This is a genomic window from Rhodococcoides fascians A25f, assembly GCF_000760935.2.
Taxonomy (GTDB): Bacteria; Actinomycetota; Actinomycetes; order Mycobacteriales; family Mycobacteriaceae; genus Rhodococcoides.
In genome coordinates this window covers 11,227-31,448 of the sequence record NZ_CP049744.1, presented here as the reverse complement: position 1 = coordinate 31,448, position 20,222 = coordinate 11,227, and the positions used below count along the sequence as shown (strand labels likewise).

The window sequence follows — 20,222 nt, the reverse complement described above, 5'->3', positions numbered from 1 at the left end:
CTTGACTGTACCGGTCGCTACATGTACTCATGAACGCTATGAGTGAACCGATCGCTACACAAACTTCCCGCAGCGCCGTCGTCACCGGGTACGTTGCAACGACGGCACTGGCGGACGACGCCGACACCACCTGGGAGCGACTGCTCGACGGCCGCAGCGGGATCGGACCCCTCGAGAGTGCGTTCGTGTCGGAATACAACCTTCCGGTTCGCATCGGCGGGGTGTTGCAGATGGCACTGGCCGATCATCTGACCCGTGTGGAGCAGCGCAGACTGTCTTTCGTCGAACAGCTGGCGGTTGTGCTCGGGCGCCGTCTGTGGGGTTTGTCCGGTCTGCACGGCATGGACTCGGATCGACTCGCAGTGGCAGTGGGCACCGGGTTGGGCGGCGGTGACGCGTTGATCGGGGCCGTTGATGCGATGCGAGCAGGTGGATATCGAAAGGTGTCGCCGATGTCGGTGCCGATGGTGATGCCGAATGGGCCCGCAGCTCACATCGGACTCGAGGTCGGAGCCCGTGCGGGGGTGTTCACACCGGTATCGGCGTGCTCTTCGGGTTCGGAAGCCCTGGCTCATGCGTGGCGGTTGATTGCAACCGGCGAAGCAGATGTCGTCGTCGCGGGCGGCGTCGAGGGGCATATCGATGCCGTACCGATAGCGAGCTTTTCGATGATGCGTGCCATGAGCACGCGCAACGACGAACCGACTCGCGCGTCGAGGCCGTTCGATCGTGATCGCGACGGATTCGTGTTCGGGGAGGCCGGAGCGCTGTTGATCGTCGAGTCGGAGCAGCATGCACTAGCTCGCGGCGCGCGTGTTCACGGCCGCCTCCTCGGTGCCGGAACTACCTCGGACGGGTTCCATATCGTGGCACCGGATCCGGAGGGTCGGGGAATTCGCAAGGCAATGGAAAAGGCCATCGACGCAGCGGGTTTGAGCACGCAGGATGTCGACCACGTCAACGCGCATGCGACGGCGACTCCGATAGGCGATCTGTCAGAGGCCAAGGCTATCGCCGCTGTCGTGGGCCATGCCTCCGTATACGCGCCCAAGTCCGCGCTCGGTCATTCCATCGGTGCGGTCGGCGCACTGGAGGCAATTCTCACGATGCTGTCGATCCGTGATTCGGTGGTGCCGCCTACGCTGAACCTCGACAATCAGGACCCTGCAATCGATCTCGATGTCGTTCGTTCGAGGCGCCGCCAGAAGATCGACTACGCGCTCAGCACGTCGATCGGATTCGGCGGGCACAACGTTGCCCTGGCGTTCGGGCGTTACTGATCAGAGTCGATACCGGATCAATCGCGAACTGTTGCCCACCACCGCGACCGAGGATGCGTTGTGCAAGATCGCGGCGAGCACCGGAGACAGTGCACCGCCGGCGCTGACCACGAGGCCCAGTGCATTCACTGCGATCGACATTCCGTAGTTCTGCCGAATGACGGACACCGAGTGTCGGCCGAGGTCGCGAACGTCGAGCAACCGTGTGAGGTCGTCGCTGGCCAAGGCCACATCGGCTGTTTCGACGGCAACATCGGTGCCGGCCAACCCCATTGCGATCCCGATGTCGGCCACTGCGAGGGCGGGAGCGTCGTTTGTGCCGTCACCGACCATGGCGACGACGTATCCCTGTTCTTGCAGTGCGCGGACCGCTTCGAGCTTGTCGTCCGGCATCACCTCGGCGCGCCACTCGGCGATACCGAGTTCTGCAGCGACTGCCGCTGCGGTCTCGGGGTGGTCGCCGGTGAGCATGACGATCCGTTCGACTCCGTCGGCGCGGAGCGCATCCAGTACCTCCAGTGCATTCGACCGAACCTCGTCGCGCAGGCTGATCAACCCCACCAGTACGCCGTCCACTGCCAGCAGTAGCGGAGTCTCGGCCTCACGCTGCAAGCGCGAAACCCAGTCGGCCGCATGCTCGGAGACTGCGACATTCTCCCCACGCAGTAGTGAGGGACTACCCAGCAGCAAGGTCCGCCCGTCTGCGACGGTGCGCATGCCGAGCCCGACGAGCACCTCGCATTCCTCGTGCGGAGGAATGACGATATGGCGTTCTTCGGTACTACGAATGACGGCCTCGGCCAGTGGATGCCGCGAGTGGATCTCGGAACTGGCCGCGTACGCGAGTACCTGCTCCGGCTCCCAGTCGTCCTGGAAAGAAACCACATTGGTGACGACGGGGCGGCCCACGGTGAGGGTGCCCGTCTTGTCGAACACGAAGGCGTCGACCCTGCCGGCCTGTTCGAGGTGCGATCCACCCTTGATGAGAATCCCTCGGCGAGCACCGTTTCCGATGGCGGCACTGATGGCCGTTGGAGTGGACAGGCCCACCGCGCACGGGCATGCGACGAGCAGCATCGTCATCGCCCGTCGAACATCTCGGGTGACCACGAGGGTGAGGGCCGACAGGATGAACGATGCTGGCACGAAGCGCCGCGAGAAGTTCTCTCCCACAGTCTGAATCGGGGCGCGGTCTTCCTGTGCCTCCTCGACGCGGGAAATGATTCGTCCGATCGTGGTGTCACGGCCCACTGCGGACGCACGGATGACGATGCGGCCCCTGACAACAACGGATCCAGCATGGATGCGGTCACCGGCGACGATCGATACCGGCAAGGTCTCGCCGGTGATTGCGGACTGATCCACCACCGCGTCTCCGTCGACCACGGTGCCGTCGACGGGAACGCCCACGTGATCGTGCACGACGACCTCGTCGCCGATTTCGAGTCGATCGACGTCGACGGAGATCTCGGAGCCGTCGGGCAGTCTGATCCAGGCCGTGTCCTGTGTGCCGGTCAACAGATCGGAGATCGCGCGTCGAGTTCGCTTGAGGGTCAATTCCTGCAGGTACTCGCCGATGTTCAGGAGCCACAGCACCGTGAGAGCGACGACGTTCTCGCGCAGCACGAGGCTGGCCACGGTTGCGGCGCTGACGAGAGCGTCGGTTCCTGCCGTCCTGTTGCCCGCCAGGGAACGCACCGCTCCTTTGAGAAACGGGTAGCCGGTGAAGATCGTTGCGCCGGTGGCAACGAGACGACTGGTGGGACCGAGGATGGGCGGCCGACGGAACGCGTAGCGGCGAAAGCCGAGAAGAACCAGTGCCGCGCCGCCGATGGTCATCCGCAGCACGTCGCCGCTGGTGACGTCAGCCGAGCGCGGACTACGGACCGGTACCAGGGCCCAATTCGTCGAGCGCCCCGCATTCACCGCGTCGAAGAGTTCGGCCCTGTCGGTTCGTGTGCGGGAGTACCAGACGACAACCGATGCCGTTCGCGGGTACACGTGGACGGCCCGCACCCCGCGAATTTTGTCCACGTGGTCCTCGACCGCAACGGCACGGCCCGGGCTCGAGCGGAGCCAGTCGACGCGAAGCCGCATACGGCCGGCGGCATCGGAGAGGATCTCGATGCCATCCGCGCGGTCGGGAGCCGCATCGAGTGCGGGTTCGACGAGCATCGTCATAGTCGACCGACTGCCGTGATCAGTGCGAGTGGCCGTGGCCGACTTCGCTGGCCGAGGGTGGTGGCACCTCTTCACCGAGTCGGTCGCGCGCCTCCGCAACGACGTCCGACACTGCCAACCGTGCGGATTCGGCGTGGATTTCGGCTTTGCGGGCAGCGCGGAGACCGAGTTCGGTTGCCGATACCGCCGCCTTGCGAACGGGAGCCTTCTCGTACAGCTTCTTGGCACCGTTGTAGGCGGCGACGCCGACTGCGCCTGTCACGACCGTCGATACTGCCTTCGCGACGATGATCGGAAACGCCATGTTGTAGCTCCTCGAACTCGAACCGATACCCACTTATTGGGAATCATATTCGTTTTGCTCGGCAGTGGCGACTCGCGGGGTTGCGGTAGGAGTCACCCGATCGGGCGCATGGCGCGAAACGCCCTCGTCACGTAGGGCAACTCGATCGTTGTAGACCCATGCAGCCCCAGCTCGTCGAACAGGGCGGCGAGATTTTGATCTATGCTGCTTCGCTCGTCGGCCGTCGCGGTGATGTAGAAACTGCGTGATCGAACCAGGTCGGTCAACAGCGATCGGTTCACCGTGCGAGACCACGCCCATCGGCGCTCTTCGAGATCATCGAAGGGCTCCGCTATCGGCGGCGGACCGTCGTCGAACATTGCCATCGCTCCGCCGCGCGAGACCACCGAGTTGAGGCGTCGAACCCAGGCCTGTGACTCGTCGCGAATGTTCCAGATCAGACCCAGCACACCGCCAGGACAGAGGACCCGTCCGATCTCGCGTGACGCTGCCACCGGATCGACCCAGTGCCAGGCCTGTCCGAGCAGCACTCCATCGAGACTCTCGTCGTCTATTGGGAGGGACTCGGCAGTACCGACCAGGGTCGGGACACGCGGTACTGCGATGCGCAGGGCATCGAGCATGGCGGGATCAGGGTCGACGGCAATTGCGTCGCAACCAGCGGCAACGATGCTGCGCGTGAGCTTGCCCGTGCCGGCACCGACGTCGGCGACCAGTGGCGTTCGACCCGACGCGAATGCAGGCTCCAGCAGCCACGCAACCGCGTCCGACGGGTACTCGGGGCGAGCCGATTCGTACACGTCGGCAACGGCCCCGAATGACGTCGAGCTGTTATCTCGGCTAACCATGCGGTCAGGCTACCTCGCCCGGTTCGAGCTCGAGTTCGTAATAGAGAGCCTTCGGTCCCTCGCCGTGTCCTTCGTGGCAGTCGAAGCCGCGCTTCTCGTAGACATGGCGCGCTGCCTCGTCGTCTTCCGAGGTGTTGAGGTCCATGTAGGTGGCGCCCCTGCCGCGTGCGTGCTCGATGACGTCGTCGAGAAAGGTTGTGCCGTAGCCCTTCCCGCGCAGAGCAGGCTGGATGTAGAACTCGGCGAGGTAGGCCTCCGGGTCTGCGCTCATCGTACCGATCCGAAATCGTAGAACGGCAACGCCGATGGCGGGGGTCCCGAAGGTCAGCACGCTGGTGTCACCGGATGTGACCAGTCTGTTCAAATGGGCTGCAAGCCATTGGGGCTCGGGTGCCGGGTCGTCGTACTCGCGATTGAAATCGACCAACAGGTTCGCGGCCTCGAAGAGCCCGTCGGAATCTCTGACGTCACGTGTGCCGGACATATCGACTCCTCGAGGTGTCAATTTTCTGGTTGAACAAGCCTTTTGGCATCGAGCAAACCGAGACCGGGATGCATTTCACGCAGCGAACGAATGGCTTCGACGGTTCTGCCGGATTCTGCGACCACCGCGTCGACATCCTCGGCTGGGACGGCCTCGGAAGCAATCTTGTTGGGCGCGAGCCAGGACCGTCCGTGCCGGTACCAGAGCCACGGGGCGGCTACCGCCAGCACTACCAGCTTCGACCAGTTCCACATCGACGGTTCGGACACGATATCGGCGATCGCTGAAAATACGAGCAAGGCCAGCCAGATGCCGAGCAGGTACCGGGTCCAACGACGTTGACGATCGTTCATGCCTACATGCTGTCACTGCCGTTCGATCCCGACAACGCGTCAGCGTCGCAATTCGGCATCGAGTTGAGTGAGAAGTGTGCCGAAACTCGTGCGCCCGGTGGCCGGTGTTGGAAAGCGGCGCAAGACCGAACGCACGGTCGCGTCGGCGCGTTCATGGATCCATTCGATCTGTTCTGCAACAGCATTGGAGTCCGTCAGTATCAGATGCACGGCAGAACCGAGAATGTGCTTGACCTGATGGGGGCTGTACAACGGATGGAGAAATGCGGCACCGGCGGCGTGCATTGCGGACAGTGCGGCGTCCGTGGCCGCAGATGCCGGCACCTCGCGTGCGGCCTTGTGCGCGTCCCAGGCGAGCTTGCGTAGCGCTCCAGTTCGCTCGCCGGACTCGAAAAACGCCTCAGCACCGTCGATTGCCAAGCCTGGACGCGAATCGTTGGGGCGGGCCAGCTCGTAGATCGGCAATGCGCGTCGGGCACAGGCCGCTGCGAAGGCCGTCACGCGTCGAATGTCGTCGAGACTCAGCTCCACTTCAGCGGGTTCGCCCACCTCAGGACCCGCGGGTCCGGTTGCGGTTCAACATGAATCCGAATCGTCCGAGGACCACCCCGGTCAGCGCGCCGAGTGTCGCGCTGGCAATAGGGACCAGGTACAGCCACAGCGTCGATAGGCCTTGGGTTCGTCGGTCGAACGAGTCGTTCATCGCGTTCACGAATTCGTCGCTCATCGTGGCTCCGTACAGCGGCTCGTAGCCACCCGAATACACGACGCCACTCGTGTTTGTGGTCATTTCACCTATCGAGTACCAGGCAAGTGGAACCAATCCGATGACGAATCCGAACAGGAGCAGGAGGACGACGAGATTGCGCACCGTCTCAGGCTATTGCCCTCGTCAACCGTCGTACACCTCCGTGGTGATGCAGAAGGGATGCCCGGCGGGGTCGAGGAGAACTCGCCATCGCGGGTCGGGTTGCTGCGCTGCTTCTGTTGCCCCACATTCGACTGCATAAGCGACGGATTCGCCTAGGCTCACTCCCGCCGCGAGATCGAAGTGCACGATGGACGCCGACGGCCACGTGGGCGGGATGTAGTTCGCCACTTTCTGCGCAACTATGTTGAGGCCCGACTGCGTGCGAATCCCCGAGCTCGACGTGTTCTCCCACAACGACGTTCCGCCCAGAAGCGCGAGGTAGAAGCGAGCGAGCTCCCCCGGCTCGGGGCAGTCGATGGATATCCCTGCTACGTCGAGGTGTGGGCGCGACATGTCACGAGAATACGGTGGCTCCCAGCGTGACGACGACGATCACGAAGATGGCCAGGAGTAGCCAGCCCTCCCACGTGTGCGGGCTGATTCCCCAGCCGTACCGTTTCGGGCCGAACCACGTTCGGGGTGGATTGAAAGCCATAGCGCCGTCCTGAATGTTCGGAGTCGCGTTCACCCTACGAAACCACCAGACTATTCGCAATGGTAATGACTTGGTCATGCACTCTCGTCTCCGAAATTTCAGCGATACAACTGCGCTGTTGCCGTCGCGCGTTGAGCCAGTTCGTCTCGAATTGTGCTCGGCTGCAGCACTGCTACGGCAGGCGCGCACTGCCACAGGGCGCCCACAGCGTGATTGTGCCCGGAGAACTCGATGACTGCGAGGCGTCGTCCGTCGTCCTGCACTTGATCGCTGATCACTCGAACGACGTTCTTGGTCAACGAGATCCATACCGAGTCCTCTACGAGGCAGGTGACTTCGAGGTGAGCCAAACTTGCGCGAAAGGATGTCCGATGCGCCGTGAATGCCGCCTCCAGATCCACGGCGGCGCTGCGATGGGCAGGCTCGTCGAGGACGGTCAGGGTATCGATGCGGGACACTCGATAGACACGTTCGTTTCCCTCTCGGGCGGCGAGCAGGTACCAATGCTCGCCGGCATAGACGAGCCCTACTGGGTCCAGGGTTCGGTCGGACAACTCGCCGCCGCGGTTGCGGTACGACATCCGTATCCGCACACCGTCGATGACGGCTCGCTGCAATTCCGGTAGATGGACCTCGGATTCGTGGGGAAACGCGAAACCGTCCGGCCGTACCAGGATTCGTTGTGACGCAGTGCTTGCCGCCGCTCGGTGGGCGTCGGGTATCGCGGCGACAACCTTGCGCATCGCGCTCGCGAACGCCGGGGTGGCGACGCGTCCCGCGCCGGAAGCGAGCAATGCCGTCGCCTCGGCGGCCGTCAGACCGGTCAGCTCGGTCCGATAGCCAGGCAGCAGACTGATGCCACCACCGCGACCGCGATCGGTGTAGACCGGTATGCCCGCCGACGACAACGCTTCGATGTCGCGCAATACGGTGCGCGTGGACACTTCGAGCTGGGCGGCGATGTCGGCAGCATTCAGCCTGCCCCGATGTTGGAGCAGCATGACGATGGACAACAGCCGGTCAGCGCGCACCCGAAAAGTCTCTCACCGAAACATGACAGAAGATGTCATGTTCAGCCGATTTACTTCTACTCAGCAGGCCACACCAGGCGGCCGCGGAACGGAAGGCTCAACAATGGACACCATCGAGACCACACAGCAGACAGACCCGCGCGAGGTGTACTTCACCTCCGCTGCCTGGGTGAGCGGACTGCTCGCAGGGGTGCGCGCCGACCAACTGGACCTTCCCACCCCATGCGACGAGTTCGATGTTCGGACGCTGGCCGGTCACCTCGTCGCTACGGTGGCCAGGCTGATCGCGATCGCCGAACTGGGTCGCCCGGACTCGGTCTCGCCGTTCTCTCCTGATCACGACGCCGCATCGTTCGACACTCTGGTGGAGCAGGCACGCGCGGCCTGGGCCGACGACGCGGCACTCGACGCCCCTGTCGTCGTTCCGTGGGGTGAAGTCCCAGGGCGATCGGCTGTCTGGGGCTATGCGCGGGAGTTACTGGTGCACGGATGGGATCTTGCTGTTGCGACGGGGCAACCGGCCCATGCCGACCCCGCGCTCGTCGATCCGGTAGCCGTGGAACTTCGAGCACTGCTGCCGGCGGAGAGTCGGGTTCCGGGAGTCCCCTTCGGGCCCATCGTGGAACCCCGTTCCGAGGCAGGGCCGTTGGAACGCCTGGCGAACTTCGCGGGCCGGTCGTCGGACGGTTGGGTGTAGCACGACGCCCTTGACCTCGAGTGCACTCGAGGTTGCAGGGTGGGTCTCATGCAGATGACCTTCGACGAGTTGCCCAAACTCATGACCCTGATGACCGGCGACGAAAAGCACGGTGCCAGTGCCACATCCACGCTGGACGTGCTGTGGGTGCTGTACTCCGACATTCTTCGTCTCGACGAGGCGAAGCCGGATGACCCCGATCGCGACAGGTTCTACCTCTCCAAGGGACACGGCCCGATGGCGTATTACGCGGTGCTCGCCGCGCGGGGGTTCCTCTCGCCGACCGATCTCGCGTCGTTCGGCAGCTACCACTCACCGCTCGGCAATCATCCGGACCGCACGCTGATTCCCGGTGTCGACATCGGATCGGGGTCGCTCGGTCATGGTCTGGCGCTGGCAGCCGGAACTGCTGCGGCGCTGCAGATCCAGCGGAGCGAGGCCCGGGTGTTCGTACTGATCGGTGACGCCGAGCTCGACGAGGGCAGCAACATGGAGGCCATCCAATTCGCCGGTCGATCGCACCTGGGCAACCTGACCACAGTGGTGATCGACAACGATTCGGCCGGTTTGGGTTGGCCCGGCGGCATTGCGTCGCGCTTCGCCGTCGAGGGGTGGTCGACATCCGACGTCGACGGTCGAGACCACAGTGCGCTCCAGCAGGCGTTTCGCATCGATCACGGCGACCGGCCCCACGTAGTGGTCGCCCACGTGGAGAAGAAGGAGAACTGAAATGACGTCGACGCTGAACAGGACCGCGGATCAACGCGAGTCCTTCTACCGACTGGTGCCGGAACTGTTGGCCCAGGACGAGCGAATCGTGCTGGTACTGGCCGAGATCGGCGTGGCCTATCTCGAACCGCATCTGACGTCAGATATTCGGCCGCGCGTGGTCAACGTGGGTATTCGAGAGCAGGCGATGATCGGTGTCGCGGGCGGTATGGCGCTCGCCGGCATGCGTCCGATCGTGCACACATTCCCACCGTTTCTGATCGAGCGGCCCTTCGAGCAGGTGAAACTCGATCTGGGACATCAGGATGTCGGCGCGATCCTGGTCAGCTCGGGCGGCTCCTACGGATGGCCACAGGGCGGTGAGACGCACTTCGGCCAACGCGATGTCGCGCTACTCGACACCCTGGACGGGTGGACGGTGCACGTGCCCGGGCACGTCGACGAGGTCGAATGGATGCTGCGCGGCGCGGCTGATTCCGACGATCGCGTCTACATCAGGCTCGACGGTGTCTCGAACGATCATTCGTACGGTCTACCCGGGGGTTCGATGGCCGTTCTGCAACAGGGTAATTCCGGCACTGTGATCTCGGTCGGTCCGATGACGGACCGGGTCCTGGCCGCGGCCCGTGGACGTGACGTCACCGTGCTGCACACCTCGACGATCAGGCCGTTCGACGGTACAACTCTCCGAGAGACGCTGACAGCGCCGGACGTCATGATCGTGGAGCCGTACCTCGCGGGAACGTCTGTGTCACAGATCGATCGGGCTCTATTGGATGTGCGGCATCGAGTGTCGGGAATCGGGGTGGAACCCGGTGAGCGCAGAAAGTACGGAACGGTGGCCCAACACGATCGAGCCAACGGCCTCGACATCGAGGGGCTGTCCCGGTCGATGGACGACTTCTTCGAGTGATCAGTGTTGGCGGCGCTCGTACCTGGCCTTGGCGACGTTGTAAGCAGACTCGAGGAGTTCCCCGATCTGGGAGTCGGTCTGCGAAGACGGGTTGACCACCGACAACCAGCCCGCAGTGCCGTAGTGAGGGTGGGCGGCAAGGGTGTCGTCGGTGTCGGCCTGAGGTGCGTGAGCTGCTTCGCGTGGGGGCACTCCCAGTAGTCGCTCGAATTCCTGCTTTCCCGCAACGACATTGACGCGGAACGCGCCGGCACGGTCCAGCCGAGACGACTCGTCACCGGGATAATTCTTCGTCACGATGGTTGCGAACGGCTGGGTGGACGTCGGAATGGTCCCGTCCGGCGAGTAGTAGAAGAACCAATCGCCCCATGCGAGTTCTGGAGTCCCATCACCCTCCCGAGGCCGCTGCGCCAGCGTGCCGTCGAAGCTGCCGACCAAGTTCACGATGTCGTCGAGTGTCATGCATCGATGGTCACATGCTTTGCGGTCCCTGCCCAGACTTCAGCCGACTTTGTATGTTCCCGTGCCGGTTGCGACCAGTCGACCGGACTGGGTACCCACGATGTCGACGCGACATGTCTTCAGGCTTCGGCCGCCGTGCAGGCGTGTCCCCACTATGTCTATTCCCTCGGCGTACACCGGTTCCAGAAATTGCACCGACATGGACACGGTCACACCCCGAAGCTTTTCGGGGACTGCCGCTCCCGCCCACGCCGCGGTCATGATTCCGATGTCGATGCAGCCGGCGATCACACCTCCGTGCAGCATCTGGCCCACGGTCGACAGTTCGTCTCGGTACGACAGGCGAAGCCGGGCGGTGCCCTCGCCGATATCGATCAGCTCGATTCCCAGCTGCTGCACGAACGGTGACTGCGGCAGAAAGTGGACCATTGCCGCGCTACCGCTGTCCGGCAGCTGAACGTCCTCGGTTGTCATAGCGTCTCCTCTATCCTAATTTGATTCCGTTATCGGAATCAGACTACGATAAGTGCATGGTCTTGGATACCCCCAGCGACAAGCGGAAGCGTCGAACACACACCGCGGTGCTCGACGGTGCTCGCTCGCTCTTCCTGCGCCACGGATATCGGGGAACGACGATCGAGATGCTCGCCACCGCAGCCGATGTGGCGGTGAGCTCGATCTACGCAAACTTCCCCGCCGGCAAGGTGGACGTCTATGCCGCTCTGGCGTGGCGAACCGCCCAGAGCCACGCTGAACAGATGACTGCCCCCATCGATGCGGTCGAATCTACGCACGTCGTTGCCGAGTTCCTCGACCGATACATCGCGTTCCACCGCGACAATCCACTGGCGCTGCGGCTGCTCGCGCTGACGGATGTGGACAAGTCCGAGTCCGCCTCGGTCGGTGAGGCGAAGGCGAAGATCGATACTGCACTCGGTGAACTCATCGATTCGGTAACGCGTGCGGTGGTGGATGCCGGAGCCGACGTCGTCCCCCGTGCATTGGTTCTGAATGCCTGGGCGGCGATGAACGGCGCTGTGTCACTGCATCAACGACGCATCGTCGATCGATCCATGCTCGACGCGATGCTCGAGATCACGCGGGCGGACATGCTCCGCCACTTGAAGGGGATTCCCGATGAAACCCGTTGAGCTGACAAAAAACTCACCTCGTCGCTGTCGCTGTCGCTGTCGCGCGATGGATGATCGATTCGATTCGATCGGCGTCGTCGGAATCTCTCGGTGCGTACAGGAAGACGTAAGTCTCGGGTAGTCCGAACACGGGGCGTCCTGCCAGCGGGTGCAGTTCACCCCACCCCGCTGATATGACGGTCTGCGCATCGTCCGGTTGCAGTACGACGTGCAACGAACCTTCGGTCTCATGTACGTGCACGATTTCGCCTTTGGTTCGGGAGATCCAGGGCGAAGCAGAGCGGAGATCGGAGAGATACAGTGCCTCCCCTCTACGCTCGAATCGACTGCGCTCCAGATGAAACGGCCCGTCTGGCAACGCCTCGGCGGTGACGGATGCAGTCAACCGCTCGATCAGGGCGTGGGTACCCCGATCTGTGAGCTGGCGATGGGGAATCGGGTACGGCGCGATCGACGGCCGTGGTCCAGGGCGACGTTCGAGCTGCCAGTGCAGACCGGTACCGGATGTACCGTCGACACGAAGTGCGTCGCGTCGCGCAAATGGTCTCAGTGCGGTAGTGATCAGCCAGCCACCGACATTGGCGGGAAGTCCTCCCGGCCCCAGTTCCATCCACGCGGTGTAGTCGTTCTTGACCTTCTGCACCGGGTCAATCTAGCTGCTGGGTCGATCCAGCAGGTTGCTGTTCGTCAGGGTCGCGTACATCTGCGGATGTACGGCGAGATACCCGCACAGACCGATGTGCAGACGTAGCCCGGCTCGTAGCGTTGGTCAGGTCAACGAAACATCGAATGCGGAGGGACCATCATGCAGGTCGCAACTTTTCTTTCTCAGCAACCGTCGACCACCGAGCAGGTGCTCGGTGTGGGATTGGGAACCCTGGGCCTGGTGATCGCTCTGGTGCTGACGTTCGGTGCGGTGTTCTTGTTCATCGCCGCGCTGATCAGCATCATGCGTTCCCCCAACTACACCGTCGCCGGGCGGGCAGTGTGGATCTTCGTCGTACTGGCGTTCCCCTTCCTCGGTCCTCTGGTCTGGTTCGTGTGGGGTCGCAAGTCGACCTTCGCCGTGGATGTTTCCCACAGCCTCAGATGATGTAACCGATCGTGCGCGCAGCATCGGGGAACTCGCCGGGGTTGGGGCCGGCATAGTTGAGTCGAAGGTACTTGCCGGTGGGTTCGGCCGGAAAGTAATCGCTTCCGGCCCCGACGATGACACCGGCGGATTTGCATTGCTGCACAATCTGTTCCAGATCGACGTCGTCGCGCAGGCGCATCCACAGATTGAGCCCACCGCGCGGCACAGCATCGAGATGGCCGCGAGGTGCGAACTCGATCAAGCTGTTCGCCAACAAGTCCCGTCGAGAGGCCAATTGTGTGCGCAGATGCCGGAGATGGGTACGCCAGGCGGGTTGCGTCACCACGTCCAGCGCGACTGTTTGCAGGATCCCGCTGACGTACATCGACTCGGCACCGGTGTCTGCGAGGATTCGCTCGTGTGCGGGGCCGCGAGCGATCAAGCCTGCCAATCGAACCGACGGCGACACCGTCTTGGTGAGCGATCGTAGATACACCACATGCCCGGCGTCGTCCCGTGCCGCCAATGGATTCGGCTCGGCAGTGATACCGAAATCGTGGGCCGAGTCGTCCTCGATCAGGAATGCGCCGTGCCGTCGCACAGTGTCGAGAACCTGCTCGCCGAGCGAAGGCGACCAATGGGCTCCGGTCGGGCTGGCAAACGTGGGTTGGGCATAGAACGCCCGAGAGCCGGTGCGCGCGAACGCCTGTGCCAGAGCATCGGGGTCAGGACCGTGCACTCCGCTGGGGACCGGTACGACGCGGACGCCCGCCTGGGTGGCAGCGAGAATCGCGCCCCAATATGTCGGCGATTCCATCAGTAGCGGACGGCCTGCACCGACGAGCGCCCGGAATGCGGTACTGAGGCCGGTCTGGCTGCCGGGAATGATGACGACATCGCTCGCCGACGGCGGAGTGACGCCCAGCGGCGTGGAGGCCCCCAACTCCGCTGCGAACCACGCCCGCAATTCGGGCAGTCCGGCGGTCGGGGGCCGAGCTATCACCGCGTCGGTGCGGGATGCGCGAGTGAATGCAGCGTGAACGAGTCTCTCCGGCAACAGCTCCCGAGCCGGGTAGCCCGAATGCAGTGCGATCACATCGCTCGACGTGGACTGTAGGGCGGCCGGAAGTTGCAGTCGGTTGCCCGGCGCTCCCAGCGCCGCTGTCTGCCACCCGTAGTCGTTGGGCCGCGCCGTACGTACGGTTCTGACGAATGTGCCGACACCAGGGCGGCTTTCGATGACGCCTCGCGCGGTGAGGGTGCGCAGCGCCTTCTGCACCGTGACCGGACTGGCCGAATGCTGGGCCACCAGGGAGCGGGTGGACGGCAGCTTCGCCTCGGGGGGTGCGGTCGCGATCCACTGCTTCAATGCGTCCACAATCCGTGAACTGCTATCGTCGGACATGACACAGCATAGTAGCGCTACTCGTTCTGGTGCGGGCCCGCTATCGCGCGCCGGATTGTTGTGGGGCTTGGCAGGCGTCACTGCATTTTCGTTCACGGTTCCGCTCACTCGCATCGCCGTCACCGGAGGCCTGTCACCGCTCTTCGTCGGTACCGGGCGCGCCGTGTTCGCCGCCGCATTGGCGGCACTTGCGCTGGCAGCGACGAGACAACGGCTCCCCCAGGGTGGGCAGTGGGGTCGGCTGGCCGTGATCGCGGCCGGTGTCGTCATCGGCTTTCCGGTACTCACCTCGTATGCCCTCACCACGGCATCCGCCGGTCACAGCGCCGTCGTCATCGCACTGCTCCCGGCGGCCACCGCCGTTGTCGCGGTAGTACGAGAACGACAACGAGTCCGGCCGGTGTTCTGGCTGGTCGCAGCCGTGGGCGCTGCCGTCGCGATCGGATTTGCGGCCGTTCGGGGCGGACGGCTGACCGGGCTCGGGTGGTCGGACCTGTTGCTCCTCGGGGCGGTTGTCGCAGCGGCGGTCGGCTACGCCGAAGGGGGCTTGCTGGCCCGCGAACTCGGGGCCTGGCAGACGGTCTCGTGGGCTCTGGTGGTGAGCGTTCCGGTGACCGGTGCGTTGGCCGCTTTCTCGTGGTGGGAGCAGCCGTCGACAGCAGGTGCACCCGAGTGGGCATCGTTCGCCTACCTGGCGGTGGTGAGCATGTACCTCGGGTTCTTCGCCTGGTATCGGGGCCTGGCCATCGGCCCCATGTCGAGCGTGAGCCAGATTCAGCTGATCCAACCGGTGCTCACCATCTGCTGGGCCGCGATCATCCTGCGCGAGGGGTTGACGTGGCCGGTGGTCGGGGGTGGAGCAGCGGTCATCGCATGTGCAACAGTGGCGGTCCGGACCCGGATGTCGCCGTCCGTTCGACAGGAGGAACTTACGGAATGACGAAATCGATCGATCAGGCGCGCAAGCTCGAGAATGTTCGCTACGACATTCGTGGACGCATTCTGGACAAGACCGAGGAGCTCGAGGAGCAGGGACACGCCATCCTGCGCCTCAACGTCGGCAATCCTGCGCCCTTCGGGTTCGAGGCACCGGACGAGATCATGATGGCCATGATCCGAAATCTGCCCACGGCACAGGGCTACTCGGATTCCAGAGGTCTGTTCTCCGCCCGCACCGCGGTGGTGCAGTACTACCAGACCAAGGGATTGACCGATCTGGATCTCGACGTCGGCAACGTCTACCTGGGCAACGGGGTCTCCGAGCTGATCACGATGACGATGCAGGCTCTGTGCAACCCGGAGGACGAGATTCTGATTCCGTCGCCCGATTACCCACTGTGGACGGGATCGGTGGCGCTCGCCGGTGGCACACCCGTCCACTACCTGGCCGACGAGAGTCAGGACTGGGCCCCGGACTTCGAGGATCTCGAAGCCAAGATCACCCCTCGCACCCGCGCGATCGTGGTGATCAATCCCAACAACCCGACGGGGTCGGTGTATCCACGCGCGGCACTCCAGCGGTTCGTCGAACTGGCGCGTGAGCACGATCTGATACTGCTCGCGGACGAGATCTACGAGAAGATCGTCTACGACGGTGCAGAGATGACGAATCTCGCCACTCTGACCGGCAAAGATGTTCTGTGCTTGACGTATTCGGGTCTCTCGAAGGCGTACCGGGTGTGTGGATTTCGGGCCGGATGGTTGGCGGTCACCGGGCCGCGTCGACGTGCGGCGAGTTTCATCGAGGGCATCACCCTGCTGTCCAACATGCGGATGTGCGCGAACGTACCGGCACAGCACGCAATACAGACTGCGCTCGGCGGCAGGCAGTCCATCGAGGATCTCCTCCTTCCCGCGGGGAGGCTGACCGCGCAACGTGACCTGGCGCATCGCATGCTCAACTCGATCGACGGAATCAGCTGCGTGCAGGCAGCGGGTGCGCTGTACATGTTCCCGAAACTCGACACCGACCGCTTCGGGATCGTCGACGACGAGAAGTTCGTACTCGACCTCCTCGAGTCGGAAAAGATTCTCGTCAGTCACGGCCGTGCCTTCAATTGGGATGTGCCCGATCATTTCCGACTCGTCACTCTGCCCAACGTCGACGATCTCGCCACTGCGCTCGAACGGCTCGGCAATTTTCTCAGCTCGTATTCGCAGTAGGACTTCTGCTCGAGCTGATTTTAATTCCGTGCCGGGTAGTGCACGGGGTCGTTCATGCAGATAAAGCCCCTGATCGCTGTCCTGCAGTGCCTTTGGCGACCGGTGGCCCGGTGATATTTCCCGACTCGGCCCGGGAAATGCGGGTTACGCTCGTCGTCCGATCTGCCGGGCGAGAGGGAATTCGTGGATCTATGGGGTTATCTGCAGGGGCGGGGTGAATCCCTCGCGTTTCTGACCTATCAACATGCGTCGCTGGCGTTTCAGACGGTTCTGGTGGGCACGGTCGTGGCTGTGCTCATCGCAATCGCAGTCCATCGTCTTCCGCTGTTCTCGGCGTTGACGCTGACGACCAGCCGAGTAGCGCTGACGATCCCGTCCTTGGCGTTGCTCGCGTTGCTCATCGTGCCGTTCGGCCTCGGGGTAGTGCCCTCGTTCATCATGCTTGCGTTCTTCGCGGCCATGCCCGTGATCGGTAACGCCATCGTAGGACTGCGCGGCGTCCCCGACACCGTGATCGAGTCGGCGAAGGGAATCGGTTTCTCGCGCAGCCGCATCCTCGTGTCCGTCTCGCTGCCCATGGCGTGGCCGGTCATTCTCACCGGCATTCGCGTCTCGACGCAGATGGTTGTCGGCGTGGCGGCCATCGTCGCGTACGTGCTCGGACCCGGCCTCGGTTCGCTCATCTTCAACGGCCTGTCGAGACTGGGCGGGACCAATTCCGTCGAGATGGCAGTGACCGGAACAGTCCTCATCGTCGTCATCGCCCTGGTGTTCGACGCCCTGCTCGTCCTCCTCGGGCGCCTCACCATCTCGAAGGGATTGTCATGACGGACAACACGACCGGCGGACCGACGGTCACCGGTGCCTCCATTCGCCTCGACGGTGTGGTCAAGCAGTACAAGGGTCAGAACAAGCCGGCAGTGCAGAAGATCGACCTCGAGATCGAGGCCGGCCATATCGTGGCTTTCGTGGGACCGTCCGGCTGCGGTAAGACGACGACGCTCAAGATGATCAACCGGCTGATCGAACCGACCGAGGGCCGTATCTTCATCGGTGACCGTGACGTGACCGGCGAGGATCCGGACAAGCTTCGTCAGTCCATCGGGTACGTCATCCAGTCCGGCGGACTCTTCCCGCACTGGTCGGTCGCCAAGAACGTCGGAGCCATTCCGCGCGTCCTGGGTTGGGACGCGAAGAAGATCGAGGAGAGAACCGACTACCTGCTCGATCTGGTCGGGCTCGACGTCTCCGACTTCCGCGATCGCCTACCCAAGGACATGTCGGGCGGGCAGCAACAGCGTGTGGGTGTGGCGAGAGCGCTCGCTGCCGATCCGCCGGTTCTGTTGATGGACGAGCCCTTCGGTGCAGTGGACCCGATCACCAGGGTTCGACTGCAGGACAGCCTCATTGCCATCCAGCACGAGCTCGCGAAGACGATCGTCATCGTCACTCACGACTTCGAGGAAGCGACGAAGTTGGGCGACAAGGTATTGATTCTGTCCGAGGGTGGTCACATCGAGCAGTACGCGACTCCGGAAGAAATCCTGGCCAAGCCGGCCAGTCCGTTCGTCGAGGAATTCATCGGCTCAGGAGCCACTCTGGCGCACCTGACACTGTCCAGAGTCAAAGACGTGGAACACGATTCGGTTGTGACCGCCAAGGTCGGCGACAACTCGCAGGAGGTCATCGCGCGCGCACGAGCGCAGGGTGCCACCTGGATCGTCGTCATCGACGAACACGGCCGCCCCCGAGCCTGGCCGTCTCTCGACGAAGTGGCCACCAAGGACCGCATCACCGACTACGTCGACGAGCGATTGCCCACCGTTGCACCGTCGTCGACGCTCAACGACGCTCTCGATTCGATGTTGGCCGCCAGTCAGGGCGGCGTACTCGTCACCGACGGCCGAGGTGCCGTGACCGGCGCATTGACGATTGCCACCGTCATGGCCGTCATCCGGGGGCAGCTCTCGGACGCTCGATCCGGCGACGGCCACGTCACGTACTCGGCCCATACCGAAGGCGCAGCAACATGAATCGACTGCGCCGTGCCCCGTTGGATGTGTGGTTCGAGCCGATCGTCATCGTGGTACTCGGACTCGGCTACATCCTGTGGTATCGATCGACGACACTGACCACCACCGAACAAGCATCGCTCGGCTGGGACAACCTGAAGACCACTATCGTCGATCACATCGTTCTGACGTTGACGGCCACGGTGATCGTCGTCGTCATCGCAATACCGTTGGGCGTTTTGCTCACTCGGGACAGAGCGAAGAACCTTCGGCCGGTGGCCGTCAACTTCGCCAACATCGGTCAGGCCGCTCCGGCAGTCGGTCTGATCGTGCTGCTGACGATGTGGCTCGGAACCGGATTCCGCACCGCTGTAGTGGGTTTGGTCGTCTACGCAATTCTGCCGATCCTTCAGAACACGATCGTCGGGATACAGCAGGTCGATCAGCGAACGATCGAGGCGGCCCGCGGCATCGGGTTCTCCGGGATTCGCACCCTGGTGCAGGTGGAACTTCCCCTGGCGGTGCCGGTGATCCTCAACGGCGTGCGCACCGCGCTGGTCATCCTGGTCGGAACCGCCACGTTGAGCACGTTCATCGGGGCGTCCAGCCTCGGCACGCTGATCACGACGGGCACAACGCTCTTCTTGCCGAAGTTGCTCATCTCCGGTGCCGTTCTCGTTGCACTGCTGGCACTGATCATCGACTGGCTCGGCCGTGTGGTCGAATTGTTCGCGACCCCAAGAGGAGTGGCATGATTCGCCGTCTGTTCGCCGCCGCTGGAGCTGTGGCGCTCGCCGGCTCGTTGGCGAGCTGCGGTCTGGTGAGCTCGTCGGGAACGTTCGAGAGCACCACGCTCACGGACGGTGCGAGGCCGCTCGACGGCGCGTCTCTGGTGGTGACGAGCAAGAGTTTCACCGAGGGCGTGCTCCTCGGGAAGATAACGGCCACATACCTTGCCGCCGCGGGCGCGAAGGTGACCGACTTGACCGGTGCGCCGGGGTCGGCGTCGTCGAGACAGGCGCAGCTCAACGGCGACGCAGACATCCTGTGGGAGTACACCGGCACCGGCTGGGTCAATTATCACAGCCAGACCGAGACGATCAGCGATCCGCAGGAGTTGTGGGAGCGCGTTCGTGACATCGAGAAGAGTGAGTACGACCTCGACTGGCTACCTCCGGCCAACTTCAACGACACGTACGCGTTCGCGGCATCTGCCGCCACCGCCGAGCGACTCGGCGTCACCACTCTGTCCGATGTCGCGAAGCTCCCGGAGGCCGACCGAACATTCTGCGTCGATGACGAATTCTTCTCTCGTTCGGACGGTTTCGGCCCGATGCTCGACACATACGGGATCGGACTGAACGCGCCGGGTGGGGTGCCGTCCAGTAACGTCACCCGCATGGACGCCGGTGTCGTGTACACGTCGACGGCAGACAGTTCGCCCTGCAATTTCGGTATGGTTTATACCACCGACGGTCGGATAAAGAACCTGAATCTGACCGTGCTGCAGGATGATCGCGCATTCTTCCTGCCGTACAGCGGCACCGCTGTGGTACGCAATGCGGTGCTGGAGCAGCATCCCGAGATCGCCGATCTGCTGGCGGTGGTGTCGGGGCGTTTGACCGACGACCTGATGCAGGAGCTGAACGGGCGGGTCGATATCGAAGGCGAGGATCCGTCGGACGTCGCATACGAGTGGCTGCAGAGCGAGGGGCTCGTGAACTGACC

At 63.4% G+C, this 20,222-nt stretch carries 26 protein-coding genes; 12 read left to right on the top strand and 14 right to left on the bottom strand.

The features are described 5' to 3' along the window. Positions 1–38 precede the first annotated feature (38 nt). Positions 39–1,280 carry a KasA/KasB family beta-ketoacyl-ACP synthase gene (locus tag BH93_RS00210; protein WP_037175034.1) on the top strand — a complete coding sequence of 414 codons (1,242 nt, stop codon included), beginning with the start codon at positions 39–41 and terminating at the stop codon, positions 1,278–1,280. Here BH93_RS00210 and BH93_RS00205 read toward each other — a convergent pair whose 3' ends face one another. The 10 genes from BH93_RS00205 to BH93_RS00160 all read right to left on the bottom strand — a co-directional run bounded on the left by BH93_RS00205 (position 1,281) and on the right by BH93_RS00160 (position 7,887). Beyond that, a complete protein-coding gene (locus BH93_RS00205) occupies positions 1,281–3,455 on the bottom strand; it encodes a heavy metal translocating P-type ATPase (RefSeq protein ID WP_080739143.1) in 2,175 nt (724 codons plus the stop codon). It lies immediately after the preceding gene. Between the two features lie 25 nt (positions 3,456–3,480). Beyond that, entirely contained in the window at positions 3,481–3,765 is a 285-nt protein-coding gene (locus BH93_RS00200) for a DUF1490 family protein (protein ID WP_037175253.1), read from the bottom strand. A 92-nt stretch (positions 3,766–3,857) separates the two neighbouring features. Continuing rightward, entirely contained in the window at positions 3,858–4,613 is a 756-nt protein-coding gene (locus BH93_RS00195) for a class I SAM-dependent methyltransferase (RefSeq protein ID WP_037175036.1), read from the bottom strand. A 4-nt stretch (positions 4,614–4,617) separates the two neighbouring features. After that, entirely contained in the window at positions 4,618–5,097 is a 480-nt protein-coding gene (locus tag BH93_RS00190) for a GNAT family N-acetyltransferase (RefSeq protein ID WP_037175038.1), read from the bottom strand. A 17-nt stretch (positions 5,098–5,114) separates the two neighbouring features. After that, positions 5,115–5,450, bottom strand: coding sequence for a hypothetical protein (locus BH93_RS00185; RefSeq protein ID WP_037175040.1), 336 nt, complete (start codon positions 5,448–5,450; stop codon positions 5,115–5,117). Between the two features lie 39 nt (positions 5,451–5,489). After that, positions 5,490–5,999: a putative immunity protein gene (locus BH93_RS00180; protein WP_052065302.1), complete on the bottom strand. Its 510-nt coding sequence runs from the start codon at positions 5,997–5,999 to the stop codon at positions 5,490–5,492. A 1-nt stretch (position 6,000) separates the two neighbouring features. Then, complete coding sequence (locus tag BH93_RS00175; protein WP_037175041.1) at positions 6,001–6,321, bottom strand: hypothetical protein; 321 nt, start codon at positions 6,319–6,321, stop codon at positions 6,001–6,003. A gap of 21 nt (positions 6,322–6,342) precedes the next feature. Further along, positions 6,343–6,714 (bottom strand): VOC family protein, encoded by a 372-nt coding sequence (locus tag BH93_RS00170; protein ID WP_037175042.1) that lies wholly within the window; start codon positions 6,712–6,714, stop codon positions 6,343–6,345. 1 nt (position 6,715) lies between these two features. Next, positions 6,716–6,856, bottom strand: a complete 141-nt coding sequence (locus tag BH93_RS00165; protein ID WP_165712588.1) for a hypothetical protein — start codon at positions 6,854–6,856, stop codon at positions 6,716–6,718. A 98-nt stretch (positions 6,857–6,954) separates the two neighbouring features. Next, the gene (locus BH93_RS00160; protein WP_037175043.1) at positions 6,955–7,887 is read right to left on the bottom strand and encodes a helix-turn-helix transcriptional regulator; all 933 of its coding nucleotides are present in this window, start codon (positions 7,885–7,887) and stop codon (positions 6,955–6,957) included. A 103-nt stretch (positions 7,888–7,990) separates the two neighbouring features. Here BH93_RS00160 and BH93_RS00155 point away from each other — a divergent pair, with 103 nt between their 5' ends. From BH93_RS00155 to BH93_RS00145, 3 genes are read left to right on the top strand one after another with little or no spacing between them, the layout of a single operon-like run. After that, complete coding sequence (locus tag BH93_RS00155; RefSeq protein WP_037175044.1) at positions 7,991–8,584, top strand: TIGR03086 family metal-binding protein; 594 nt, start codon at positions 7,991–7,993, stop codon at positions 8,582–8,584. A 48-nt stretch (positions 8,585–8,632) separates the two neighbouring features. Next, entirely contained in the window at positions 8,633–9,313 is a 681-nt protein-coding gene (locus tag BH93_RS00150) for a thiamine pyrophosphate-dependent enzyme (protein ID WP_037175045.1), read from the top strand. A gap of 1 nt (position 9,314) precedes the next feature. Then, a complete protein-coding gene (locus BH93_RS00145) occupies positions 9,315–10,226 on the top strand; it encodes a transketolase family protein (RefSeq protein ID WP_037175047.1) in 912 nt (303 codons plus the stop codon). Here the strand turns inward: BH93_RS00145 and BH93_RS00140 are convergent, their stop codons facing one another. Both BH93_RS00140 and BH93_RS00135 read right to left on the bottom strand, forming a co-directional pair. Then, the gene (locus BH93_RS00140; RefSeq protein WP_037175050.1) at positions 10,227–10,688 is read right to left on the bottom strand and encodes a DUF6194 family protein; all 462 of its coding nucleotides are present in this window, start codon (positions 10,686–10,688) and stop codon (positions 10,227–10,229) included. Between the two features lie 39 nt (positions 10,689–10,727). After that, entirely contained in the window at positions 10,728–11,162 is a 435-nt protein-coding gene (locus tag BH93_RS00135; RefSeq protein WP_037175051.1) for a PaaI family thioesterase, read from the bottom strand. A gap of 56 nt (positions 11,163–11,218) precedes the next feature. Between BH93_RS00135 and BH93_RS00130 the strand changes: the two genes are divergently transcribed. After that, positions 11,219–11,839 carry a TetR/AcrR family transcriptional regulator gene (locus BH93_RS00130; RefSeq protein ID WP_037175052.1) on the top strand — a complete coding sequence of 207 codons (621 nt, stop codon included), beginning with the start codon at positions 11,219–11,221 and terminating at the stop codon, positions 11,837–11,839. A gap of 13 nt (positions 11,840–11,852) precedes the next feature. On the opposite strand, the gene BH93_RS00125 is transcribed toward BH93_RS00130, so the two are convergent. After that, positions 11,853–12,482, bottom strand: a complete 630-nt coding sequence (locus BH93_RS00125) for a luciferase domain-containing protein (RefSeq protein WP_052065304.1) — start codon at positions 12,480–12,482, stop codon at positions 11,853–11,855. A 162-nt stretch (positions 12,483–12,644) separates the two neighbouring features. Here BH93_RS00125 and BH93_RS00120 point away from each other — a divergent pair, with 162 nt between their 5' ends. Continuing rightward, complete coding sequence (locus BH93_RS00120; RefSeq protein ID WP_037152001.1) at positions 12,645–12,932, top strand: PLD nuclease N-terminal domain-containing protein; 288 nt, start codon at positions 12,645–12,647, stop codon at positions 12,930–12,932. Here the strand turns inward: BH93_RS00120 and BH93_RS00115 are convergent. Then, on the bottom strand, positions 12,925–14,319 hold the full coding sequence (locus tag BH93_RS00115; protein ID WP_037175053.1) for an aminotransferase-like domain-containing protein: 1,395 nt from the start codon (positions 14,317–14,319) through the stop codon (positions 12,925–12,927). The two genes, BH93_RS00120 and BH93_RS00115, sit on opposite strands and share 8 nt — an antisense overlap. Here BH93_RS00115 and BH93_RS00110 point away from each other — a divergent pair. The 6 genes from BH93_RS00110 (at position 14,318) to BH93_RS00085 (ending at position 20,220) form a co-directional block, all read left to right on the top strand. Further along, complete coding sequence (locus BH93_RS00110; RefSeq protein WP_052065307.1) at positions 14,318–15,259, top strand: DMT family transporter; 942 nt, start codon at positions 14,318–14,320, stop codon at positions 15,257–15,259. The two genes, BH93_RS00115 and BH93_RS00110, sit on opposite strands and share 2 nt — an antisense overlap. Then, a complete protein-coding gene (locus BH93_RS00105; protein WP_037175055.1) occupies positions 15,256–16,482 on the top strand; it encodes a pyridoxal phosphate-dependent aminotransferase in 1,227 nt (408 codons plus the stop codon). Before BH93_RS00110 ends, BH93_RS00105 begins: the two co-directional genes overlap by 4 nt. Before the next feature lie 183 nt (positions 16,483–16,665). Next, the gene (locus BH93_RS00100; protein ID WP_032378676.1) at positions 16,666–17,310 is read left to right on the top strand and encodes an ABC transporter permease; all 645 of its coding nucleotides are present in this window, start codon (positions 16,666–16,668) and stop codon (positions 17,308–17,310) included. Continuing rightward, on the top strand, positions 17,307–18,515 hold the full coding sequence (locus tag BH93_RS00095) for an ABC transporter ATP-binding protein (protein WP_032378675.1): 1,209 nt from the start codon (positions 17,307–17,309) through the stop codon (positions 18,513–18,515). Before BH93_RS00100 ends, BH93_RS00095 begins: the two co-directional genes overlap by 4 nt. Next, a complete protein-coding gene (locus tag BH93_RS00090) occupies positions 18,512–19,249 on the top strand; it encodes an ABC transporter permease (RefSeq protein ID WP_197914509.1) in 738 nt (245 codons plus the stop codon). Before BH93_RS00095 ends, BH93_RS00090 begins: the two co-directional genes overlap by 4 nt. Continuing rightward, on the top strand, positions 19,246–20,220 hold the full coding sequence (locus BH93_RS00085) for a glycine betaine ABC transporter substrate-binding protein (protein WP_037175056.1): 975 nt from the start codon (positions 19,246–19,248) through the stop codon (positions 20,218–20,220). Before BH93_RS00090 ends, BH93_RS00085 begins: the two co-directional genes overlap by 4 nt. Positions 20,221–20,222: the final 2 nt, after the last annotated feature.

Coding starts and splice junctions, on each gene's coding strand:
- BH93_RS00210 (WP_037175034.1), top strand. CDS start 39: ATGAGTGAACCGATCGCTACACAAACTTCCCGCAGCGCCGTCGTCACC.
- BH93_RS00205 (WP_080739143.1), bottom strand. CDS start 3,455: ATGCTCGTCGAACCCGCACTCGATGCGGCTCCCGACCGCGCGGATGGC.
- BH93_RS00200 (WP_037175253.1), bottom strand. CDS start 3,765: ATGGCGTTTCCGATCATCGTCGCGAAGGCAGTATCGACGGTCGTGACA.
- BH93_RS00195 (WP_037175036.1), bottom strand. CDS start 4,613: ATGGTTAGCCGAGATAACAGCTCGACGTCATTCGGGGCCGTTGCCGAC.
- BH93_RS00190 (WP_037175038.1), bottom strand. CDS start 5,097: ATGTCCGGCACACGTGACGTCAGAGATTCCGACGGGCTCTTCGAGGCC.
- BH93_RS00185 (WP_037175040.1), bottom strand. CDS start 5,450: ATGAACGATCGTCAACGTCGTTGGACCCGGTACCTGCTCGGCATCTGG.
- BH93_RS00170 (WP_037175042.1), bottom strand. CDS start 6,714: ATGTCGCGCCCACACCTCGACGTAGCAGGGATATCCATCGACTGCCCC.
- BH93_RS00165 (WP_165712588.1), bottom strand. CDS start 6,856: ATGGCTTTCAATCCACCCCGAACGTGGTTCGGCCCGAAACGGTACGGC.
- BH93_RS00155 (WP_037175044.1), top strand. CDS start 7,991: ATGGACACCATCGAGACCACACAGCAGACAGACCCGCGCGAGGTGTAC.
- BH93_RS00150 (WP_037175045.1), top strand. CDS start 8,633: ATGCAGATGACCTTCGACGAGTTGCCCAAACTCATGACCCTGATGACC.
- BH93_RS00145 (WP_037175047.1), top strand. CDS start 9,315: ATGACGTCGACGCTGAACAGGACCGCGGATCAACGCGAGTCCTTCTAC.
- BH93_RS00140 (WP_037175050.1), bottom strand. CDS start 10,688: ATGACACTCGACGACATCGTGAACTTGGTCGGCAGCTTCGACGGCACG.
- BH93_RS00135 (WP_037175051.1), bottom strand. CDS start 11,162: ATGACAACCGAGGACGTTCAGCTGCCGGACAGCGGTAGCGCGGCAATG.
- BH93_RS00130 (WP_037175052.1), top strand. CDS start 11,219: ATGGTCTTGGATACCCCCAGCGACAAGCGGAAGCGTCGAACACACACC.
- BH93_RS00120 (WP_037152001.1), top strand. CDS start 12,645: ATGCAGGTCGCAACTTTTCTTTCTCAGCAACCGTCGACCACCGAGCAG.
- BH93_RS00110 (WP_052065307.1), top strand. CDS start 14,318: ATGACACAGCATAGTAGCGCTACTCGTTCTGGTGCGGGCCCGCTATCG.
- BH93_RS00115 (WP_037175053.1), bottom strand. CDS start 14,319: ATGTCCGACGATAGCAGTTCACGGATTGTGGACGCATTGAAGCAGTGG.
- BH93_RS00105 (WP_037175055.1), top strand. CDS start 15,256: ATGACGAAATCGATCGATCAGGCGCGCAAGCTCGAGAATGTTCGCTAC.
- BH93_RS00095 (WP_032378675.1), top strand. CDS start 17,307: ATGACGGACAACACGACCGGCGGACCGACGGTCACCGGTGCCTCCATT.
- BH93_RS00090 (WP_197914509.1), top strand. CDS start 18,512: ATGAATCGACTGCGCCGTGCCCCGTTGGATGTGTGGTTCGAGCCGATC.
- BH93_RS00085 (WP_037175056.1), top strand. CDS start 19,246: ATGATTCGCCGTCTGTTCGCCGCCGCTGGAGCTGTGGCGCTCGCCGGC.